At 47.3% G+C, this 21556-nt stretch carries 16 protein-coding genes and 1 other RNA gene; all 17 read left to right on the top strand.

The window, feature by feature from the left end; genetic code table 11:
• Window positions 1–6: 6 nt before the first annotated feature.
• The 17 genes from rsmI (at window position 7) to secA (ending at window position 21500) form a co-directional block, all read left to right on the top strand.
• A complete protein-coding gene (gene rsmI, locus AC6I7V_RS02100; RefSeq protein ID WP_150895845.1) occupies window positions 7–873 on the top strand; it encodes a 16S rRNA (cytidine(1402)-2'-O)-methyltransferase in 867 nt (288 codons plus the stop codon).
• Between the two features lie 223 nt (window positions 874–1096).
• Window positions 1097–1536, top strand: an RNA gene (gene rnpB / locus AC6I7V_RS02105) — RNase P RNA component class A.
• Between the two features lie 228 nt (window positions 1537–1764).
• Window positions 1765–2715: a 16S rRNA (cytosine(1402)-N(4))-methyltransferase RsmH gene (gene rsmH / locus AC6I7V_RS02110; protein ID WP_032553111.1), complete on the top strand. Its 951-nt coding sequence runs from the start codon at window positions 1765–1767 to the stop codon at window positions 2713–2715.
• Window positions 2716–2718: 3 nt separating this feature from the next.
• Window positions 2719–3036, top strand: a complete 318-nt coding sequence (ftsL, locus tag AC6I7V_RS02115; RefSeq protein ID WP_150870876.1) for a cell division protein FtsL — start codon at window positions 2719–2721, stop codon at window positions 3034–3036.
• Window positions 3033–4793: a penicillin-binding transpeptidase domain-containing protein gene (locus AC6I7V_RS02120; protein WP_498011244.1), complete on the top strand. Its 1761-nt coding sequence runs from the start codon at window positions 3033–3035 to the stop codon at window positions 4791–4793. The genes ftsL and AC6I7V_RS02120 overlap by 4 nt, the downstream gene beginning before the upstream one ends.
• An 18-nt stretch (window positions 4794–4811) precedes the next feature.
• On the top strand, window positions 4812–6302 hold the full coding sequence (gene murE, locus AC6I7V_RS02125) for a UDP-N-acetylmuramoyl-L-alanyl-D-glutamate--2,6-diaminopimelate ligase (protein ID WP_498011245.1): 1491 nt from the start codon (window positions 4812–4814) through the stop codon (window positions 6300–6302).
• Window positions 6295–7671 carry a UDP-N-acetylmuramoyl-tripeptide--D-alanyl-D-alanine ligase gene (locus tag AC6I7V_RS02130; protein WP_498011246.1) on the top strand — a complete coding sequence of 459 codons (1377 nt, stop codon included), beginning with the start codon at window positions 6295–6297 and terminating at the stop codon, window positions 7669–7671. The genes murE and AC6I7V_RS02130 overlap by 8 nt, the downstream gene beginning before the upstream one ends.
• A complete protein-coding gene (gene mraY / locus AC6I7V_RS02135; RefSeq protein WP_032553116.1) occupies window positions 7668–8750 on the top strand; it encodes a phospho-N-acetylmuramoyl-pentapeptide-transferase in 1083 nt (360 codons plus the stop codon). The genes AC6I7V_RS02130 and mraY overlap by 4 nt, the downstream gene beginning before the upstream one ends.
• Before the next feature lie 58 nt (window positions 8751–8808).
• Window positions 8809–10125 carry a UDP-N-acetylmuramoyl-L-alanine--D-glutamate ligase gene (murD, locus tag AC6I7V_RS02140; RefSeq protein WP_498011247.1) on the top strand — a complete coding sequence of 439 codons (1317 nt, stop codon included), beginning with the start codon at window positions 8809–8811 and terminating at the stop codon, window positions 10123–10125.
• A gap of 30 nt (window positions 10126–10155) precedes the next feature.
• Entirely contained in the window at window positions 10156–11343 is a 1188-nt protein-coding gene (ftsW, locus tag AC6I7V_RS02145; RefSeq protein ID WP_498011630.1) for a cell division protein FtsW, read from the top strand.
• 7 nt (window positions 11344–11350) lie between these two features.
• Entirely contained in the window at window positions 11351–12412 is a 1062-nt protein-coding gene (murG, locus tag AC6I7V_RS02150; protein ID WP_498011248.1) for an undecaprenyldiphospho-muramoylpentapeptide beta-N-acetylglucosaminyltransferase, read from the top strand.
• Between the two features lie 13 nt (window positions 12413–12425).
• Window positions 12426–13886: a UDP-N-acetylmuramate--L-alanine ligase gene (gene murC / locus AC6I7V_RS02155; RefSeq protein ID WP_255231470.1), complete on the top strand. Its 1461-nt coding sequence runs from the start codon at window positions 12426–12428 to the stop codon at window positions 13884–13886.
• Between the two features lie 194 nt (window positions 13887–14080).
• Complete coding sequence (locus AC6I7V_RS02160; RefSeq protein WP_255231469.1) at window positions 14081–14860, top strand: cell division protein FtsQ/DivIB; 780 nt, start codon at window positions 14081–14083, stop codon at window positions 14858–14860.
• A complete protein-coding gene (gene ftsA / locus AC6I7V_RS02165; protein ID WP_255231468.1) occupies window positions 14853–16121 on the top strand; it encodes a cell division protein FtsA in 1269 nt (422 codons plus the stop codon). The genes AC6I7V_RS02160 and ftsA overlap by 8 nt, the downstream gene beginning before the upstream one ends.
• A 30-nt stretch (window positions 16122–16151) precedes the next feature.
• On the top strand, window positions 16152–17381 hold the full coding sequence (gene ftsZ / locus AC6I7V_RS02170) for a cell division protein FtsZ (protein ID WP_261882566.1): 1230 nt from the start codon (window positions 16152–16154) through the stop codon (window positions 17379–17381).
• A gap of 95 nt (window positions 17382–17476) precedes the next feature.
• Window positions 17477–18394 (top strand): UDP-3-O-acyl-N-acetylglucosamine deacetylase, encoded by a 918-nt coding sequence (lpxC, locus tag AC6I7V_RS02175; RefSeq protein ID WP_032553123.1) that lies wholly within the window; start codon window positions 17477–17479, stop codon window positions 18392–18394.
• A gap of 379 nt (window positions 18395–18773) precedes the next feature.
• A complete protein-coding gene (gene secA / locus AC6I7V_RS02180; RefSeq protein WP_261882567.1) occupies window positions 18774–21500 on the top strand; it encodes a preprotein translocase subunit SecA in 2727 nt (908 codons plus the stop codon).
• Window positions 21501–21556: the final 56 nt, after the last annotated feature.

The following is a 21556-nucleotide window of genomic DNA, read 5'->3' on the forward strand; positions in this document are numbered from 1 at the left end:
AAACAAATGACAGATAACAAAACCTTGCTCACAGAGAGCCCAACTCTCTATATTGTGCCGACTCCTATCGGAAATTTGGGAGACATCACTCAAAGAGCAATCGAAGTATTATCAAGTGTCGATGTTATTGCAGCGGAAGACACACGTCACACAGGTAAGCTGCTTGCTCACTTCAATATATCCACCAGAACGTTCGCTTTACATGACCATAATGAGCAAACTAAGGCGCAAGTTCTAGTAGAAAAATTATTAGAGGGTCAGTCTATCGCATTAGTCTCAGATGCAGGAACCCCTTTAATCAGTGATCCAGGTTACCACCTTGTATCACAATGTCGTCAGGCTGGTGTGAGAGTTGTACCACTTCCAGGTGCATGTGCTGTCATCACCGCGTTAAGTGCATCGGGTCTACCGTCGGATCGCTTCAGTTTTGAAGGCTTCTTACCACCTAAGAGCAAAGGTCGTAAAGATAAGTTCCTTGAGATCGCGAAAGCGGAACGCACATGTATTTTCTACGAGTCACCGCACCGTATCTCAGATTCTCTACAAGATATGCTAGATATTTTAGGCCCTGAACGTGAAGTTGTACTAGCGCGTGAGCTAACGAAGACCTTCGAAACTATTCAAGGTATGCCACTGGGTGAGCTGATTGAGTGGATTGAAGAAGACGCTAACCGCAAACGTGGCGAAATGGTGCTTTTGATTCACGGCCACCGCGAAGAAGCAACAACCGACTTACCAGATGAAGCGACGCGTACTCTGGCTATTCTGACTAAAGAGTTGCCACTTAAGAAAGCTGCGGCAATGGCTGCAGAGATCTACAATCTGAAGAAGAACGCGCTGTACAAATGGGGCTTAGAGCACCTAGATAACTAATATTTCTTTAGTTTGCGCAGTTAGAGTACAGATAAACGAGTACTAAGCCGTTTATCTGTATCTCTACTGTGTTCTAAACTCTTTTCTCATCTCGCCCCCGTGTCCCGCATCCCGTCACTCGCATCCGCTCTTTCGCTCAATTCCCCACCAGTTAACACTCTGATTGCATCATATTTGTGATCTCGCTAGACACGTCTCTTTAATCTCTATACAATCCGCCCTCGGAGTTGACTGGGTAGTCGCTGCTTTGTTGATGTCCTTCGGGAGACTGACGCTGAAGTCCTTTGGGAGACTGGCGTTGACGTCCTTCGGGAGACTGACAAAGGGGAGGAAAGTCCGGGCTCCATAGAGCAGGGTGCCAGGTAACGCCTGGGGGGCGCAAGCCCACGACAAGTGCAGCAGAGAGAAGACCGCCGATGGCCTCATTTCTTCGGAAGGGGCACAGGTAAGGGTGAAAGGGTGCGGTAAGAGCGCACCGGACGGCTAGCAATAGTCCGTTGCAGGGTAAACTCCACCCGGAGCAAGACCAAATAGGCCTCCACATTGCGTTGCTCGCGTAAGGAGGCGGGTAGGTTGCTTGAGCCAGTGAGCGATTGCTGGCCTAGACGAATGGCTACTACCGCGCAAGCGGAACAGAACCCGGCTTATATGTCGACTCCACCTATTCCAAGAACCCATCATTACTTAACAGTAGTGATGGGTTTTTTGCTTTATATTGACGTAAATTATTTAGATTTCCGTAAAATCCGCTTTTCTTATAGAGACTTGGGTGAAAAATCCCAACTCGCTACACACAATGTAGTGGAGATAACGTGCGAAATCAGTACACTAAAACGTTAACAGAATCATTTGTAGCCAAACTAAAGGCTTAATCCATTCACTGAGAAGACTATGACAGAAGCGTTCAAACATATTTCAGTATTGCTTAACGAATCAATTGACGGACTGGCGATCAAACCCGATGGTACCTACATTGACGGTACTTTTGGTCGTGGTGGCCATAGCCGTACAATCCTGTCTAAACTGGGCGAGAATGGACGACTATTTAGTATCGACCGCGATCCACAAGCGATCGCTGAAGCACAAAAAATTGATGATCCTCGTTTCACTATTATCCATGGCCCATTTTCAGGAATGGCGGAATACGCGGAACGCTATGATCTAGTGGGTAAAGTAGACGGTGTTCTTCTCGATTTAGGCGTCTCTTCACCACAACTGGATGATGCTGAGCGTGGCTTTAGCTTTATGAAAGACGGCCCATTGGATATGCGAATGGACCCTACTTCAGGTATGCCTGTTTCACAGTGGCTAATGGATGCAGAGCTGGATGACATTACTTGGGTTATCCGTGAGTTTGGTGAAGACAAGCATGCGCGCCGCATTGCTAAAGGTATCGTGGCTTACCGTGAGAATGAAGAGAACGAACCTCTGACGCGCACTGGTCAACTGGCAAAGCTTATCTCAGACGTAGCACCAAAGAGCTTTAAAGAGAAAAAGCACCCAGCAACACGTGCATTCCAAGCATTTCGTATCTACATCAACAGTGAACTGGATGAAATCGCGACTGCACTAAAAGGTGCAACCAGCATTCTTGCTCCGCAAGGTCGCCTGTCAGTTATCAGCTTCCACTCTCTAGAAGATCGCATGGTAAAACGTTTTATCCGTAAAGAGAGCCAAGGCCCTCAGGTGCCACACGGTCTACCTCTGACTGAAGAGCAAATCAAAGCACTAGGCAGTGCAGTTCTTAAGCCTGTGGGTAAAGCAATTAAGCCTTCAAAGAGTGAAGTGGATGAGAACACTCGTTCACGCAGCTCCGTACTTCGTTTGGCCGAAAAGCTGTAATTAATGAAGACCGCCAAGCCAAACCTAGCCAAGATTATCTTCTTTGATCTGATTTCAGTGGGTCGTGTCCCACTGTTATTGCTCATTGCTATCTTCGCTAGCGCAATGGGGGTCGTTCTTACTACACATATGTCTCGCCAAGCTATTACTCAGAAAGATATGGCTTTGGTGGAGCGTGAGCAGCTGGATGACGAGTGGCGAAACCTGATGCTCGAAGAGACTGCGCTTGCCGAACACAGCCGAGTTCAAGCTTCTGCAATTAAAGAGCTTGATATGAAGCGTCCAGACTCAGACAAAGAAGTTGTGATCTCACTGAAATGACCGCTAAAAAGGAAAAAGCATCTGCGAAGAAAGCCGAAGCAGCCGCTTCCAAGGCAACCGCAGTGAACGGAAAGGACTCTGATCCTATCTTGATCAAATGGCGCTTTAACTTAGTTATTGCGTTTGTCTTCCTCGCATTTGCAGCATTGGTCTCACGTGTTGCTTACATTCAAATCATCGAACCTGATAACTTGATTCGCCAAGGTGACTTGCGTTCGGTTCGCGTCAAAGAGATCCCTTCTGCGCGCGGTATTATTTCTGATCGAAACGATGAACCCCTTGCTGTCAGTGTCCCTGTTGAGGCGGTATGGGCCGATCCGAAAACCATTTTTGATAAAGATGGCCTTGCTCAGATTGATCGTTGGTATGCCCTTGCGGATGTATTGGGGCTAGAGCGTCAATCGATGATCGATAAGATCACAGCCAATAAAAAGCGTCGTTTTATCTACCTCCAAAGGCAAGTGAGTCCAGCGATGGCGAAGTACATTCGTGATCTCAAGCTAGTGGGCGTTGGCCTTAAAGCGGAATCTCGTCGCTACTACCCTGCGGGTGAAATCAGCGCACACCTTATCGGCGTAACAGGTATTGATGGTCACGGTTTAGAAGGTGTTGAACGTAGTTACGACCAGTGGTTAACCGGTGAAGCGGGTAAACGCACGATTCGTAAAGACCGCTATGGTCGCGTCGTTGAAAATATTGCCTTAGAAGAGCGTGAGCAAGGTAAACCACTCACCTTGACCATAGACCAACGTTTACAAGCGATTGCCTATCGTGAAATCAAGCAAGCGGTAGCCGATCACCGAGCAACCTCTGGCTCGGCGATTCTTCTTGATGTCAAAACCGGTGCGGTGTTAGCCATGGTCAATGCGCCATCGTATAACCCTAACAACCGTGCCGACCTGCAAAGTTTTAAGATGCGTAACCGTGTGCTGACGGATGCGATGGAACCCGGCTCTACCGTTAAGCCATTTGTTGTATTGGCGGCACTCGAAAATGGAGCAGCAACCCCAGATACCGTGATCAACACCGGAAATGGCATCATGCAAATCGGCGGTAGCCGCGTGCGTGATACCTCCAAAGTCGGCAAGGCTGACCTAGCCATGATCCTTAAGAAGTCGAGTAACATCGGTGTGGCGAAGCTGGCATTGGATATGCCGCTTGAAGCTCTGTTGGGGCTTTATAGTTCGGTCGGCTTAGGCGAAATGTCTGGCTTGAATCTGGTGGGTGAGACAACCGGTATTTTCCCGAATCGACGTCGTTGGTCAAAGTTTGAAATCGCCACTTTATCTTTTGGTTACGGCCTATCTGTCACCCCAATTCAATTGGCTCACGCATACGCAACACTGGCGAACAAAGGTGTTTACGAGCCGATCCATATTATTGAAAACAACGAGCAAGATTTCTCTAAGCAGATCATTGATAGAGACAATGCCCAGCTTGTTTTAGAGATGCTTGAAGGGGTAACCCAAAAAGGCGGTACAGCAACGCGCGCGGCAGTGCCAGGTTATCGCGTCGCGGCAAAAACGGGTACGTCTCGTAAAGCGGAAGCGGGTGGTTATAGCGATGAGTATATTGCGATTACTGCTGGCGTCGCACCGGTGAGCGACCCTCGAGTATCACTGGTAGTGGTGGTGAACGAGCCGCAGGGCGACCTCTACTACGGTGGCTCTGTTGCTGCTCCCGTATTCTCAGAGATTATGAAAGGTGCACTGCAGATTCTTAACGTACCCGCCGATGAAAACAAATTTCAAGAATAGAGCGAATCAGGATTCGATATGAGTAATAGTTTAACACTGTCTAACTTACTGAACCCTTGGGGGGCATTTGACTGCGCTGAACTGGCGGAAGTCGAGGTCACGCACCTTGAGTTAGATAGCCGAGCGGTAAGTTCGGGAGACATTTTCGTTGCTGTTATTGGTCATGCCGTCGATGGACGCCGTTTTATCGATAAAGCGATAGAGTTAGGTGCCCGTGCGGTGATAGCTCAAGCGTGCGAAGAGCATGTTCATGGTAGTGTTGAACTACGTAATGGCGTCGCTATCGCTTATATCCAAGATCTGAATCAAGCGCTCTCTGCTCTGGCTGGTCGTATCTATCAATCGGATGCGACTCAGCTGATTGGCGTGACAGGCACCAATGGCAAAACCACGATTACCCAACTTATCGCTCAGTGGCTTGGTTTGGTTGGTCAACGTTCAGGCGTTATGGGCACGACAGGTAATGGCTTTCTCGACGACCTGAAAATCGCAAAAAATACCACAGGTAGTGCGATTGAAATTCAGCGTACTTTGAGTGAATTATCGGCTCAGGGGGCGGCGTATACCGCGATGGAGATTTCATCACACGGCTTAGTTCAAGGCCGAGTTAAAGCACTCAAATTCGCAGCCGGTGTTTTTACTAACCTGAGTCGAGACCACCTTGATTATCATGGCACGATGGAAGAATACGCGTTAGCCAAACAGAGTCTGTTTACCAAGCATCACTGTCAGCACGCCATCATTAATGCCGATGATCCAGTGGGGTTGGCGTGGTTATCTGAATTATCCGATGCCGTTGCCGTGTCGCTTAATCCTATAACTGATCGCGCTAATGCAGTGTGGGCCTCAGACGTGGCTTATGCCGAAACTGGCATCCGTATGGATTTCGATGGTGCGTGGGGCACGGGGTCACTGCAGGTACCTTTGATCGGTCAATTCAATGCATCGAATGTTTTAGTGGCGTTCGCGACACTGCTTGCTTTAGGTATTGATAAACAACAACTGGTTGATAGTGCACCCAAGTTACAGCCAGTGATTGGCCGTATGGAATTATTCCAAGCGCCGCAAAAAGCCAAAGTCGTCGTCGACTATGCTCACACGCCAGATGCACTGGAAAAAGCATTAGCCGCACTGCGCGTGCATTGCTCCGGCAACTTATGGGCAATTTTTGGTTGCGGCGGCGATCGAGATAAAGGCAAGCGTCCAATGATGGCGGAGACGGCGGAACAGTTCGCCGACAAGATAATTATCTCTGATGATAACCCTCGCAGTGAAGACCCGGCGGAAATCGTCAAAGACATGCTGGTGGGGCTCAAGCAGCCTCAAGCCGCATACGTTGAGCATGATCGCTATCAAGCGGCGAAGTTTGCCCTTGAGCAAGCGGGTAACAATGACATTATCCTACTGGCAGGCAAGGGCCATGAGGATTACCAAGTATTAAAAGATGAAACTGTGCACTACTCTGACCGAGAGTCAGCACTGCAATTATTAGGTATTCACAATGATTGATGTATCACTAGAACAGGTCTGTGAGGCCGTAAATGGTGAACTAATTGAATCAGCGGACGCAGGTAAAGCGACCATGATTCATTCGGTATCTACAGATACACGTACCGTTCAAAGTGGTGCTCTGTTCGTGGCTTTGGTTGGTGAGCGATTTGATGCGCACGACTTTTGTCATCAAGCGGTTGAGGCGCAGGCGAGTGCGTTGTTAGTCGAACATAAACTTGACCTAAATATTACTCAAGTGGTTGTTGAGGATACTAAACTTGCGTTGGGTCAGTTGAGTGCGTGGGTGCATGCTCAATGTGACGTACCGACAATGGCTATCACTGGTAGTTGTGGCAAAACCACCGTCAAAGAGATGGTGGCGAGCATTCTACAGCAGCGCGGAAAAGTACTGTTTACAGCGGGCAACTTCAATAATGATATCGGAGTGCCTCTGACGTTACTGCGCAGTGAACCAAGTGATGACTTCGCTGTGATTGAGCTTGGTGCTAACCACATCGGTGAGATTGCTTACACGACACAGCTGGTGAAGCCGCAAGTGGCGGTAGTCAATAATGTGGCCGCAGCGCACCTTGAAGGCTTCGGTTCAATTGATGGTGTAAAGCAAGCTAAGGGTGAAATCTACCAAGGCCTCTCTGCTGGAGATACCGCCATCGTCAACTTAGAGAGTAATGGTGGTGCATATTGGGAAGAAGTTTTGGCAGACAAGTCAGTGCTTACGTTCTCAGATGTTAACCCTGAAGCCGATTATTTTGCCGACGAAGTTGAGCTTAATGAGCAAGGTGAAGCCTGCTTTACGATGCACACCCCACAAGGGGATATCACCATTGAGCTAGGTATTATTGGTCAACATAATGTGGCAAATGCGCTTTGTGCAGCTGCATTAAGCATCCAGTTCGGTGCGAGTTTGAATGACATTCAGACTGGATTGAAAAACTTAATCTCAGTTAAGGGCCGCGTTGAGGTTCAACAACTGAGTGAACAAATTAAGCTAATTGATGACAGCTACAATGCCAGCGTGCCTGCGATGAAGGCGGCGGCAAAACTGTTGTCTAGCTTTAAAGGGCAGCGTTGGCTGATTTTAGGCAATATGGCGGAATTAGGCGATGAAAGCCTTGCACTTCACCGTCAAGTCGGTGAATATGCTGCCCCATTCGCTTTTGAGCATGTACTCACTTACGGTGATGATACAAAGGTGATCAGTGAGGTCTGCAACGGCATTCACTTCGCCACGCATCAAGCGATGATCGCACATATAGAGCAGCAGTTAAGCTTGTCAAATAATGCGTCGCATACATTGTTAGTTAAAGGCGCAAATAGTGCAGGAATGAGTAAAATTGCCGCTGCTTTAAAGGAGAACTTTTCATGATTATTTGGCTTGCAGAGCTGCTACAGCCACACTTTTCTTTTTTTCGTCTGTTTGAATACCTTTCGTTTCGAGCAATCGCGAGTATTTTGACGGCTCTATGCTTGTCACTGTGGATGGGACCTCGTTTAATTGAGCGTCTGCAAATGCTGCAAATCGGTCAAGTTGTTCGTAATGACGGCCCTGAATCTCACTTCAGCAAACGCGGTACACCAACCATGGGTGGTGTGATGATCTTGGCTGCGATCATCATTACCGTTTTGTTGTGGGCTGATCTTTCTAACCCTTATGTATGGGCTGTGATGGCAGTACTTGGCGGTTATGGTGCGGTCGGTTTTGTTGATGACTATCGCAAAGTTGTGCGTAAGAACACCGATGGCCTAATTGCTCGCTGGAAGTACTTCTGGCAGTCAGCGATTGCGCTGGTTGTGGCGTTTGCACTGTATGCACACGGTCAAGACACAGCAGCTACTCAGCTTGTTGTACCTTTCTTCAAAGATGTGATGCCACAGCTTGGCTTACTCTACATTGTGTTGACGTACTTTGTTATCGTGGGTACCAGTAATGCGGTTAACCTAACAGATGGTTTAGACGGTCTAGCGATCATGCCAACGGTAATGGTAGCAGCAGGCTTTGCGGTTATTGCATGGGCGACGGGTAACGTGAACTTTGCTGAATACCTACATATTCCCTATATCCCGTTTACGTCTGAGCTGGTTGTTGTGTGTACCGCCATTGTCGGTGCTGGCCTTGGGTTCCTATGGTTTAACACTTACCCAGCACAAGTATTCATGGGCGATGTTGGCTCTCTAGCACTCGGTGGTGCTCTGGGTACGATTGCGGTATTGGTTCGTCAAGAGTTGGTACTGGTTATTATGGGCGGTGTATTTGTAATGGAGACGCTATCAGTAATTTTACAGGTAGGCTCTTACAAGCTGCGCGGTCAGCGTATTTTCCGTATGGCACCAATTCACCACCACTATGAGCTGAAAGGTTGGCCAGAGCCGCGTGTAATCGTGCGTTTTTGGATCATCTCAATGGTTCTTGTTTTGATTGGCCTAGCGACACTGAAAGTTCGTTAACTCCACTTTAAGCCTCGTTAATACGGGGCTTTATCCACATTAAGAGCGTCTTGTTTAAATGGAACCTTGGCAAAATATTCAAAATGTAGTGGTTGTAGGGCTCGGTATTACCGGGCTCTCTGTCGTTAAACATCTTGTAAAATATCAGCCTCACTGCACGGTGAGAGTGATCGACACTCGCGATAAACCACCGGGCAAAGAGTCACTGCCGGATGGTGTTGCTCTGCATTCTGGGAGCTGGCAAAACGAGTGGTTGGCACAAGCCGACCTTGTGGTGGCAAACCCTGGTATCGCACTGGCAACACCAGAGATCCAAACGGTGTTGGCGCGCGGCGGTGCTGTTGTGGGTGATATTGAATTGTTCGCTTGGGCGGTTGAGAAGCCTGTCGTGGCAATCACGGGCTCTAACGGTAAAAGCACAGTGACAGATCTTACGGGTGTACTTGCCAAAGCTGCTGGTCTTAAGGTGGGCGTTGGTGGCAATATAGGTGTCCCTGCATTGGATCTACTTGAACAAGATGCCGACCTCTATGTGTTAGAACTGTCGAGTTTTCAATTGGAGACCACATCCAGCCTTAAATTAGCGGCAGCGGCGTTCTTGAACCTCTCTGAAGACCATATGGATCGCTATCAAGGCATGGCCGACTACTGTGATGCTAAGCGCCGTATCTTCAAACATGCGCAATACGCTCTAGTAAACCGTGATGATCGCGAAACCTATCCGCTCGATTCACAGCAGGTTGTAAGCTTTGGTTTTGATAACCAAGAGTTCGGCGTTGATGTGATTGATGGCGAAGAGTGGCTTGTTGATCATGGCGCACCCGTTATTCGCACCCAAGACCTCACTCTGGTTGGTCGACACAATGTATCAAATGCTCTGGTTTGTTTGGCACTACTGAAACTGGCAAACATCGACTACACCAACAGTCTTGATGCATTGAAAGCATATAACGGCCTGACCCATCGTTGCCAAGTCGTCGCAGACAAACGCGATGTGAAGTGGGTTAACGACTCTAAAGCAACCAACGTTGCCAGCACTTTGGCGGCTTTGTCAGGTCTAGAGTGCGCAGGAACACTCTATTTGTTAGTCGGTGGTGTGGGTAAAGGGGCAGACTTCAGTGAGCTTGCACCGGTACTCAACAATATCGCCCGCGTTCAATTGTGCTGTTTTGGTGAAGATGCTGACCAGTTTATGCCTCTGCATTCATCGGCACAAAAGTTTGACACCATGCAGCAGATTATTGAAACCGTCTCACCACAGCTGGTGGCTGGAGATATGGTGATGTTGTCTCCGGCGTGTGCAAGCTTCGATCAGTTTAGTAATTTCATGGCAAGGGGTGATGCATTCACCGAGCTTGCTCAAAAGTACGCTTAATCGTTAAAGGACTGGGAACCAGTGCAGAAAGTGAGACAGCTCAACCACTCAATTTGGCAATGGCTTAACCGCTCAACGCCAGAGGCGCTTTACGATCGTCAATTGGTCTGGATCGCGCTTGGGCTGATGATGACTGGATTGGTAATGGTGACGTCTGCTTCGTTCCCAATCAGTGCTCGCTTAACCGATCAGCCTTTTCACTTTATGTTCCGCCATGCGATCTTTTTGCTGCTGGCACTGGGTGTATCTAGCGTAGTACTGCAAATCCCGATGAAGCGCTGGCTTCAATACAGTATGTACTTATTGGGATTATCCTTCTTCTTGCTGGTAGTGGTATTGGCTGTTGGTAAATCGGTTAACGGCGCATCGCGTTGGATCCCTTTGGGGTTATTCAACCTTCAACCAGCAGAGGTCGCGAAGTTGTCGCTGTTTATCTTCATGGCCGGTTACTTGGTTCGTAAGCAAGATGAAGTGAGAAAAACCTTCTTCGGTGGCTTTGCTAAACCCATTATGGTTTTCGGAGCCTTTGCTGTGTTGCTACTAGGCCAGCCCGACTTAGGTACTGTGGTTGTAATGTTGGTGACTCTGTTTGGCATGCTGTTCATTGCTGGTGCGAAACTGTCGCAGTTTATCGCTCTAATGGTCGCTGGTGTGGCTGCGGTTGTTGGTTTGATTGTGATAGAGCCGTACCGTGTGCGACGTGTGACCTCATTCTGGGAACCCTGGAATGACCCGTTTGGTAGTGGCTACCAGCTAACCCAATCTCTGATGGCATTTGGTCGTGGGGATTGGATGGGGCAAGGTTTAGGCAACTCGATTCAGAAGCTAGAGTATTTGCCGGAGGCGCATACTGACTTCGTCTTCGCAGTGCTTGCTGAAGAACTCGGTTTTGTCGGCGTGACTTTGGTATTGATGTTGATCTTCAGTCTGGTTTTTAAAGCAATTTTTATTGGTAAGAAAGCCTTTGAAAACGATCAGGTGTTTAGCGGTTATCTCGCTTTTGGCATCGGTATTTGGTTTGCTTTCCAAACTTTGGTTAATGTCGGTGCAGCGTCGGGTATTGTACCGACCAAGGGCTTAACGTTGCCATTGATCAGTTATGGCGGTTCCAGCTTGATCATTATGTCGGTCGCGGTATCTATGTTGCTGCGGATTGACCATGAATGTCGCCTATTAGAACAACAAGATGCTGAGCATCAAAACGAATTAAATGAATAGTAACAGCATGAAAAAGAACAAAAGATTATTGGTGATGGCAGGCGGTACTGGCGGTCACGTTTTTCCAGGCTTAGCGGTCGCGAAAAAGCTACAACAGCAAGGTTGGGAGATTCGCTGGCTAGGTACGGCTGATCGTATGGAAGCCGATCTGGTACCAAAGCACGGCATCGAGATTGATTTCATTAAGGTGAAAGGGCTACGAGGCCAAGGCATCGCTAAGTTAATTAAAGCGCCTTTCCAAATTATTAATGCCATACTTCAAGCAAAGCAACACATTAAGGCATGGCAGCCAGATGTCGTGCTTGGCATGGGCGGCTATGTAAGTGGTCCAGGTGGCATCGCCGCTTGGTTATCGGGCATTCCAGTGGTGCTGCATGAGCAGAATGCAGTAGCCGGTTTAACCAACCAATGGCTATCTAAGATCGCGAAAAAAGTGTTTCAGGCGTTTCCAGGCGCATTCCCTAGTGCGGATGTTGTGGGTAACCCGGTACGTGAAGATGTTGTTGCACTGCCTGAACCCAGTGAGCGCATGGCGGAACGTGACGGTGATATCCGTATCCTAGTTATGGGCGGTAGCCAAGGTGCCAAGATCCTCAATGATACCTTGCCAGTTGCTTTGGGTCAGCTTGGTGAAGGCTTCACAGTGATGCATCAAGCGGGCAAAAACAATCAACAGCAAGTTATTGAACAATATAATTCTCATTCTGTGTGCAATGTTCAAGTGACTGAATTTATTGATGATGTAGCGCAAGCCTATGCATGGGCCGATCTATTAGTGTGTCGTTCAGGTGCGTTAACAGTGTCTGAAGTCTCTGCTGCAGGTGTTGGCTCTATCTTTGTGCCTTTCATGCATAAAGATCGCCAGCAAGCGCTTAATGCCGACCACTTAGTGGATTGCGGCGCTGCGTTGATGATCGAACAACCAGATCTAACGGCAGAAAAGCTAGCGAAGACTATCGCTCAGCTAGATAGAAATGAATTAAAAACGATGGCAACAAAGGCACGCCAAGCGGCGAAGCTGGACGCTGATGTGACCGTCGCTAAAGCCATTCAAGCTTTAGCAAAATAACGAGATAAATTTGATGACGATTGAACATACGCAAGACTTAGCGCAGATTCGTGCAATGGTGCCAGAGATGCGCCGAGTGAAATCTATCCACTTCATCGGTATTGGTGGCGCTGGTATGAGCGGGATTGCTGAAGTCTTGCTAAACGAAGGCTACCAGATTACAGGTTCTGACATTGCTCAAAACCCAGTAACAGAGCGTTTGGTTAGCAAGGGTGCAACGGTCTACATTGGCCATCAAGCGAGTAATGTCGCGAACGCAAGCGTGGTTGTTGTTTCGACGGCAATCAATGAAGAGAACCCAGAAATTGTTGCGGCTCGTGAAGCGCGCACACCGATTGTGCGTCGTGCCGAGATGCTCGCAGAGCTGATGCGTTTTCGTCACGGTATCGCGGTGGCAGGTACACACGGTAAAACAACCACAACGGCTCTAGTCACACAGATTTACTCTGAAGCCGGTCTTGATCCAACGTTCGTTAATGGCGGTTTGGTAAAAAGTGCGGGCACCAATGCTCGTCTAGGTTCAAGCCGCATCCTGATTGCAGAGGCCGATGAGAGTGATGCATCATTCTTACATCTGCAACCTATGGTAAGCATCGTTACTAACATCGAAGCTGATCACATGGATACCTACGGTGGTGACTTCGAAACGTTAAAGCAGACCTTCATCGACTTCCTACACAATCTGCCATTTTACGGTCAGGCTGTGATGTGTGTGGATGATCCAGTAGTACGTGAGCTTATCCCTCAAGTAAGTCGTCAAGTGATTACTTACGGTTTCTCTGAAGATGCTGATGTGCGTATTGAGAACTACCGCCAAGAAGGTCAGCAAGGCAAGTTTACGGTCGTACGTGAAGGTAAAGCGAATCTGGATATCACACTCAATATTCCTGGTCGTCACAACGCATTGAATGCTTCGGCTGCTATTGCAGTGGCAACAGAAGATGACATCAGCGATGAAGCAATCCTAAAAGCTATGGCAGGCACGCAGGGCACTGGTCGACGTTTCGATCACTTAGGTGAATACGAAACCGGAAGAGGTGTGGCAATGCTGGTGGATGATTACGGTCATCACCCAACTGAGGTCGACGTGACCATCCAAGCGGCACGCAGCGGTTGGGAAGACAAGCGTCTGGTGATGATATTCCAGCCGCACCGTTATAGCCGCACCCGCGATCTGTTCGATGATTTTGCCAACGTTCTTGAGCAGGTTGACGTTTTAATCTTGCTTGATGTCTACTCAGCAGGTGAAAAACCGATTGCTGGCGCTGATGGCCGTGCATTGAGTCGAACTATTCGTGGCCGCGGTAAAATCGACCCTATTTTTGTTCCAGATATTACTGCGCTACCTTCGACATTAGCCAATGTTATCCAAGGCGGTGATCTCGTGTTAACACAAGGTGCAGGCGATGTTGGTCGAGTAGCGAAACAGCTAGAAACGCTGAAGTTAGATATAAATCAAATGCAGAGTGCTTAATAGAATAAGTTCTCACATACTGTGGTCGAGCGCGCACTTCTTGCGCTTGACCCAAATTTAACCGAAAATCTGATTATCAACGTTTGATAGTTTGATTTTGCTCAGTATAATTCATAGGTTAAAGTAAGTGCTTTTACCTCTATTACGAAAAGATAGGGAATAGAATTGCGAACCAACGACAGGGACTACGGGTTTTGGTAGAAAGTACTTTCAGCGAAAACCGCCACCTATTTAGCTTACCATCGTTAAAGAAACACGCCTTTGGTGGTTCTTTTCTGATTTTGGTAGTGCTTTTCATTGGGTTTCTTTTCTATACCACTCTAAGTTGGATGTGGGACGATCAACGATTGCCTCTCTCTAAAATTGTACTTCAAGGTGACTTAACTTATGTCTCCGCCAGTGATGTTCAGCAAGCGTTTAGCCAGATTGAACATATTGGAACCTTCATGTCACAAGACATCGATGTGTTGCAAGACAGTTTAGAGGCACTTCCATGGGTTTCTGTTGTCTCTATTCGTAAGCAATGGCCTGACACGATTAAAGTTTTTTTGACTGAGCACCAAGCTGCCGCGATTTGGAACGGCAATATGTTGCTAAACGAAAACGGCGACGTGTTTAATGGGGATATAGGTCAACTTGAAGGTGACAGAGTCAAACTCTATGGTCCTCAAGATTCGAGTCAAGAAGTGATCGCCAAGTGGCGTCAAATCACCCCGCTGATCAACAGCGTAGGGTTGAATATCACTTCGCTGGTTCTGAATGAACGTAGAGCATGGCAAATCATCCTAGACAACGGTATTCGCCTAGAGCTAGGAAAAGATTCTTTAGATGAGCGTGTTGAGCGCTTTATTTCGCTTTATAACGAGTTAGGTGATAAAGCAAATCGAGTGAGCTACATCGACCTCAGGTATGATACGGGAGCCGCAGTAGGCTGGTTTCCAGAGCAAGAGTTAGAAGAGAGTACAGATGACTAAGGCCGCAGATGACAACATAATTGTTGGTCTTGATATAGGCACTGCAACCATATCAGCTCTAGTGGGTGAGGTACTGCCTGATGGTCAAATCAATATCATTGGATCTGGGCAGAGCCCATCCAGAGGTATGGATAAAGGCGGTGTCAACGACCTAGAGTCGGTAGTTAAATCGGTTCAGCGTGCCATTGATCAAGCGGAACTGATGGCTGAATGCCAAATTAGCAATGTATTTATCTCACTATCGGGTAAGCACATCGCAAGCCGAATTGAAAAAGGCATGGGCACTATCTCGGATGAGGAAGTGTCACAGGACGATATGGACCGAGCAATCCATACCGCGAAATCAATTAAAATAGGTGACGAGCAGAGAATTCTGCACGTGATTCCACAAGAATTCACCATCGATTACCAAGAGGGTATTAAAAACCCACTTGGCTTATCTGGGGTTCGAATGGAAGTGAGTGTTCACCTGATTTCTTGCCACAGTGATATGGCGAGAAACATTATCAAAGCTGTCGAACGATGTGGTCTCACCGTAGAGCAGATCGTGTTTTCAGGGCTTGCCTCAAGTAATGCGGTAATCACTGAAGATGAGAGAGAGCTTGGAGTGTGTGTGGTCGATATTGGTGCAGGGACGATGGATATCTCCATTTGGACCGGTGGTGCGTTGCGACACACAGAAGTCTTTTCCTATGCAGGAAATGCCGTAACCAGTGATATTGCCTTCGCATTCGGTACACCAGTCAGTGATGCCGAAGAGATCAAAGTAAAACACGGTTGCGCTCTGAGCGAACTCGTAAGCAAGGATGACTCAGTTAACGTCCCAAGTGTGGGTGGTCGACCGTCTCGTAGTTTGCAAAGACAAACACTTTCTGAGGTGATTGAACCACGTTATACAGAATTAATGGGGCTTGTTAATCAAACTATTGATACTGTTCAACTACAGTTAAGAGATGAAGGTATTAAACATCATCTTGCTGCCGGGGTGGTTTTGACCGGTGGTGCTGCACAGATTGAAGGATTAGTAGAGTGTGCGGAACGTGTTTTCCGCAATCAAGTTCGAGTGGGTAAGCCGTTAGAAGTTAGTGGCTTAACCGATTATGTTAAAGAGCCGTATCATTCTACGGCGGTTGGTTTACTTCATTACGCAAGAGACTGCCAAATAAACGATGAAGGCGATTACAGCGAGCCAAAGCGTAGCGCGCCTTCGATGACAGGTTTGTTTGGTAGATTGCGTAATTGGATACAAAAAGAGTTTTAACCTGAGTTGCAGGGAAAACGGAGATAACACATGTTTGAACCGATGATGGAAATGTCTGACGATGCAGTAATTAAAGTCGTTGGAGTTGGTGGCGGTGGCGGTAACGCTGTTGAGCACATGGTACGTGAGTCAATTGAAGGTGTTGAGTTCATTAGCGTAAACACTGATGCTCAAGCACTTCGCAAGACTAGCGTGAGCAGCGTGATCCAAATTGGTGGTGACATCACTAAGGGTCTGGGCGCTGGCGCAAACCCACAAGTTGGCCGTGATGCAGCTCTCGAAGACCGAGAAAGAATTAAAGAAGTTCTAACTGGCGCCGATATGGTATTTATCGCAGCTGGTATGGGTGGTGGTACAGGTACTGGTGCCGCTCCGGTGATTGCTGAAGTAGCAAAAGAGCTGGGCGTACTAACAGTCGCTGTTGTCACTAAGCCATTTAGCTTCGAAGGTAAAAAGCGTCTAGCGTTTGCTGAACAAGGTATTGAAGAGCTATCTAAACATGTGGATTCATTGATTACGATTCCAAATGAGAAGCTACTGAAAGTACTGGGTCGTGGTGTCACACTTCTAGAAGCATTCGCAAGCGCGAACGATGTTCTTAAGAACGCGGTTCAAGGTATTGCAGAGCTAATTACTCGCCCTGGCATGATTAACGTCGACTTTGCGGACGTACGCACCGTAATGTCGGAAATGGGTCATGCAATGATGGGTAGCGGCATCGCGAAAGGCGAAGATCGTGCAGAGGAAGCGGCTGAAACGGCAATTTCTAGCCCACTACTAGAAGACATCGACCTAGCGGGTGCGCGTGGTGTGCTTGTTAACATCACAGCTGGTTTGGATATGCGTCTAGACGAGTTCGAAACCGTAGGTAACACAGTTAAAGCCTTTGCTTCTGATAATGCAACAGTAGTAATCGGTACTTCTCTAGACCCAGATATGACGGACGAAATCCGCGTAACTGTGGTAGCAACAGGTATTGGCACTGAGAGAAAGCCAGACATTACGTTAGTTGCCGGTGGTAAAGCAAAAGTGGCTTCGGCTACTCAACCACAAGCTGCAGTACAAGCTGCACCAAAAGTGGAAGAGAAAGTGGCACAGCCATTGCAAGAAAAAACTGAGGTTAAACCTCAAGTGAAACCACAGCCAACAACGTCACCTGTTTCTTCAGGTACAGGCGCTACGCAAAACGCAGCACCTAAGCCAGAAAAAGAGAGTGGGTACTTAGATATTCCAGCATTCTTACGACGTCAGGCTGATTAACAAACAACCAATATTTGACTATAGTCAATTTAGTGGTAAAATTCGCGGTCGGTAAATACTGGCCGTGATTTGTAGCACTGATAAGAGGCAGGCAGATGATCAGACAACGTACTCTGAAAGAAATTGTGAAAACAACTGGTGTGGGTCTCCACTCTGGTCGTAAAGTCACACTTACTCTTCGCCCGGCAGCTGCAAATACAGGCATTGTATATCGTCGTACAGATGTAAACCCTCCTGTAGATTTTCCAGCTGATCCAGCATCAGTTCGTGACACTATGTTATGTACAGCACTTGTAAATGACGCAGGTGTACGTATTTCAACGGTTGAACACTTGAATGCAGCATTAGCAGGTATGGGTATCGACAACATTATTGTTGAAGTAGATGCTCCTGAGATTCCAATCATGGACGGCAGTTCAAGCCCGTTTGTGTATCTAATCCAGCAAGCTGGCGTGGAAACTCAAAATGCAGCGAAGCGTTTTATTCGTATCAAAAAGCCAGTACGTTTTGAAGACGGTGATAAGTGGGCAGAGTTTGTACCATTCAACGGCTTCCGTATGGACTTCGAGATCGACTTCAACCACCCAGCGATTGAAGCTGATGAGCAGCGTCTTCTGTTTGACTTCTCTTCACAAGGTTTTGTTAAAGAGATTTCTCGCGCTCGTACTTTCGGCTTCATGCGTGATATCGAATATCTACAATCTCAGAACCTAGTTCTAGGTGGTAGTTTTGATAACGCTATCGTGCTTGATGAATACCGCATTCTTAACGAAGAAGGTCTTCGTTTTGATAACGAATTTGTTACTCACAAAGTGCTGGATGCGATTGGTGATCTTTACATGTGTGGACACGCTATCATTGGTGAGTTCCGTGCATACAAATCGGGTCACGGCCTAAACAACCAACTTCTACGTGCAGTTCTTGCTGATGCAGAAGCTTGGGAATGGGCAACATTCGAAGAAGAAGCAGGCTCTCCAGTTGCCTTTGCAGAACCAGGAATGGTTTTGGCGTAAAACTGCAATCAAAGATTTTAAAAACCAGGCAATGCGCCTGGTTTTTTTGTATCTGTAATAAAGTTAAAGTGCGATAAAGCACGGGAATAAGCATTAGGTTTGCCTTGAGGTTGTTTATTCCATCGACAATTGGTAATAAAAGTTCAAACCACATCAAACAAATGGCCTCATAAATGGTCGTTGAGGTGAAAATTACTTACACTAGATGCCAATAATTTTAACTCAAGCCTTGAAAACTCTACTCTCCAACACAATATCTGAGGTACTAGATTTATCTCAGTATCCTTGGTTCGTAACTAACACGAGTTCACAACTGGTAGAGACTGACGGCATTTAAAATAGATCGCGGACGATCTGAGAACGAAGAGATTCCAAGCACATGATTACTAAGCTGCTGACAAAGGTAATTGGCAGTCGCAATGACAGAACACTGCGCCGCCTTAGAAAGATTGTAAAAGAAATTAATAACTACGAACCAACATTTGAGGCTCTGTCTGATGAAGAGCTAAAAGCAAAAACTGTTGAGTTCCGTGAGCGCTTAGACAAAGGTGAAACACTAGACCAACTTCTACCAGAAGCATTCGCAACAGTACGTGAAGCATCAAAGCGTGTTTACGGCATGCGTCATTTCGACGTACAGCTGATTGGTGGTATGGTTCTTAACGCTGGTCAAATCGCAGAGATGCGTACCGGTGAAGGTAAAACACTAACAGCGACTCTACCTGCTTACCTAAACGCACTTCCAAGCAAGGGTGTTCACGTTGTAACGGTGAACGACTACCTAGCGAAGCGTGATGCTGAGACAAACCGTCCTCTATTTGAATTCTTAGGCATGACCGTTGGTGTTAACGTACCAAACATGGCTCCACCTGAGAAAAAAGCGGCTTACCAAGCGGATATCCTATACGGTACAAACAACGAATTCGGTTTTGACTACCTGCGTGACAACATGGCTTTCCGCGCGGAAGACCGTGTACAACGTGAACGCTTTTTCGCAGTTGTCGATGAGGTGGACTCAATCCTAATCGATGAAGCGCGTACTCCTCTTATTATCTCTGGCCCAGCTGAAGATAGCTCAGACCTTTACACTCGAATCAACACTCTGATCCCTCATCTAGAGCTTCAAGATAAAGAAGACTCAGAAGAGTACCGTGGTGAAGGTCACTACACCATGGACGAGAAGTCTAAACAGGTTCACTTGACTGAAAACGGTCAAGAATTTGTTGAAGAGCTAATGGTGAAAAACGGCCTGATGGAAGAGGGCGACACGCTTTACTCTCCAGCTAACATCAGCTTACTGCACCATGTGAATGCAGCCCTGCGCGCGCACGTCTTGTTCGAGAAGAACGTAGACTACATCGTTACTGAAGAAGGCGAAGTGGTTATCGTTGATGAACACACTGGTCGTACAATGCCTGGTCGTCGTTGGTCTGAAGGTCTGCACCAAGCGGTTGAGGCAAAAGAAGGCGTTAAGATTCAGAACGAAAACCAAACTCTTGCTTCGATTACTTTCCAGAACTTCTTCCGTCTATACGAAAAACTGTCAGGTATGACAGGTACGGCAGACACAGAAGCATTCGAATTCCAATCGATCTACGGCTTAGAAACAGTGGTTATCCCAACCAACAAGCCTATGGTTCGTAACGATATGCCTGACGTGGTTTATCGTACTGAAGCTGACAAGTTCAACGCCATCATTGAAGACATCAAAGAGCGTGTTGCTGCAGGTCAACCATCGCTGGTGGGTACGGTTTCTATCGAGAAATCTGAACTGCTGTCGAACGCTCTGAAAAAAGCAAAAATTAAGCACAACGTACTGAATGCGAAGTTCCACGAAAAAGAAGCGGAAATCGTAGCGCAAGCGGGTACACCCGGTGCTGTGACTATCGCAACGAACATGGCCGGTCGTGGTACTGATATCGTGTTAGGTGGTAGCTGGCAAGCGGAAGTTGAAAAACTACAAAACCCAACTCAAGAGCAGATCGACAAGATCAAAGCAGATTGGAAAGTGGTTCATGACAAAGTACTAGAGTCTGGTGGTCTACACATCATTGGTACTGAGCGTCACGAATCTCGTCGTATCGATAACCAGCTACGTGGTCGTTCTGGTCGTCAGGGTGATGCAGGTTCTTCTCGTTTCTATCTATCAATGGAAGACTCGCTACTGCGTATCTTCACATCTGACCGTATGGCTGGTCTTATCCAGAGCGGTATGGAAGAGGGTGAAGCGATTGAATCTAAGATGCTATCTCGTTCTATTGAAAAAGCACAACGTAAGGTTGAAGGTCGCAACTTCGATATCCGTAAGCAGCTTCTAGAGTACGATGACGTAGCGAACGATCAGCGTAAAGTGGTTTACGAACTGCGTGATGAGCTAATGAGTTCTGACGACATCAGCGAGATGATCGAACACAACCGTGAAGATGTGTTCACATCAGTTATTGATGAATACATCCCGCCGCAATCACTAGAAGACATGTGGGATATCTCAGGTCTTCAAGACCGTCTGAAAAACGATTTCGATCTAGACTTTGATATTCAAGGTTGGTTAGACGAAGACGATAAGCTTTACGAAGAAGCACTGCGTGAACGCATCCTAGGCATGGCTGTTGATGTTTACAAACAGAAAGAAGAAGTGGTTGGCGCACAAGTTCTGCGCAACTTCGAGAAATCTGTCATGCTACAAACTCTTGATGGTTTGTGGAAAGAGCACTTGGCGGCAATGGATCACCTGCGTCAAGGTATCCATCTACGTGGTTACGCACAGAAGAACCCGAAACAAGAGTACAAGCGCGAGTCGTTTGAGCTGTTTGAAGGTCTCCTAGAAGTGCTTAAGTCTGACGTGATTACTATCCTTTCGAAAGTTCGAGTTCAGCAACAAGAAGAAGTAGAGAAGATGGAAGCGCAGCGTCAAGCTCAAGCTGAAGAGGCGGCACGCCGTGCACAAGCTCAACACGCTTCAGCTGAAAACCAACTATCTGACGGCGAAGAGTCAGCAGAAGGGCATCAGCCAGTTGTACGTGACGAGCGCAAAGTTGGCCGTAATGAGCCATGTCCATGTGGCAGTGGCAAGAAGTACAAGCAGTGCCATGGTAAAATTGCGTAAGTTTAATGAATCGTCGCTGTAGCGCATGATAGCTACGTTGGTGGTACTCACTTACA

This window comes from Vibrio sp. KUL70, assembly GCF_059725515.1.

Excerpts from the sequence above, each read along its gene's own strand:
- rsmI (WP_150895845.1), top strand. The coding sequence starts at position 7 with ATGACAGATAACAAAACCTTGCTCACAGAGAGCCCAACTCTCTATATT.
- rsmH (WP_032553111.1), top strand. The coding sequence starts at position 1,765 with ATGACAGAAGCGTTCAAACATATTTCAGTATTGCTTAACGAATCAATT.
- ftsL (WP_150870876.1), top strand. The coding sequence starts at position 2,719 with ATGAAGACCGCCAAGCCAAACCTAGCCAAGATTATCTTCTTTGATCTG.
- AC6I7V_RS02120 (WP_498011244.1), top strand. The coding sequence starts at position 3,033 with ATGACCGCTAAAAAGGAAAAAGCATCTGCGAAGAAAGCCGAAGCAGCC.
- murE (WP_498011245.1), top strand. The coding sequence starts at position 4,812 with ATGAGTAATAGTTTAACACTGTCTAACTTACTGAACCCTTGGGGGGCA.
- AC6I7V_RS02130 (WP_498011246.1), top strand. The coding sequence starts at position 6,295 with ATGATTGATGTATCACTAGAACAGGTCTGTGAGGCCGTAAATGGTGAA.
- mraY (WP_032553116.1), top strand. The coding sequence starts at position 7,668 with ATGATTATTTGGCTTGCAGAGCTGCTACAGCCACACTTTTCTTTTTTT.
- murD (WP_498011247.1), top strand. The coding sequence starts at position 8,809 with ATGGAACCTTGGCAAAATATTCAAAATGTAGTGGTTGTAGGGCTCGGT.
- murG (WP_498011248.1), top strand. The coding sequence starts at position 11,351 with ATGAAAAAGAACAAAAGATTATTGGTGATGGCAGGCGGTACTGGCGGT.
- murC (WP_255231470.1), top strand. The coding sequence starts at position 12,426 with ATGACGATTGAACATACGCAAGACTTAGCGCAGATTCGTGCAATGGTG.
- ftsA (WP_255231468.1), top strand. The coding sequence starts at position 14,853 with ATGACTAAGGCCGCAGATGACAACATAATTGTTGGTCTTGATATAGGC.
- ftsZ (WP_261882566.1), top strand. The coding sequence starts at position 16,152 with ATGTTTGAACCGATGATGGAAATGTCTGACGATGCAGTAATTAAAGTC.
- lpxC (WP_032553123.1), top strand. The coding sequence starts at position 17,477 with ATGATCAGACAACGTACTCTGAAAGAAATTGTGAAAACAACTGGTGTG.
- secA (WP_261882567.1), top strand. The coding sequence starts at position 18,774 with ATGATTACTAAGCTGCTGACAAAGGTAATTGGCAGTCGCAATGACAGA.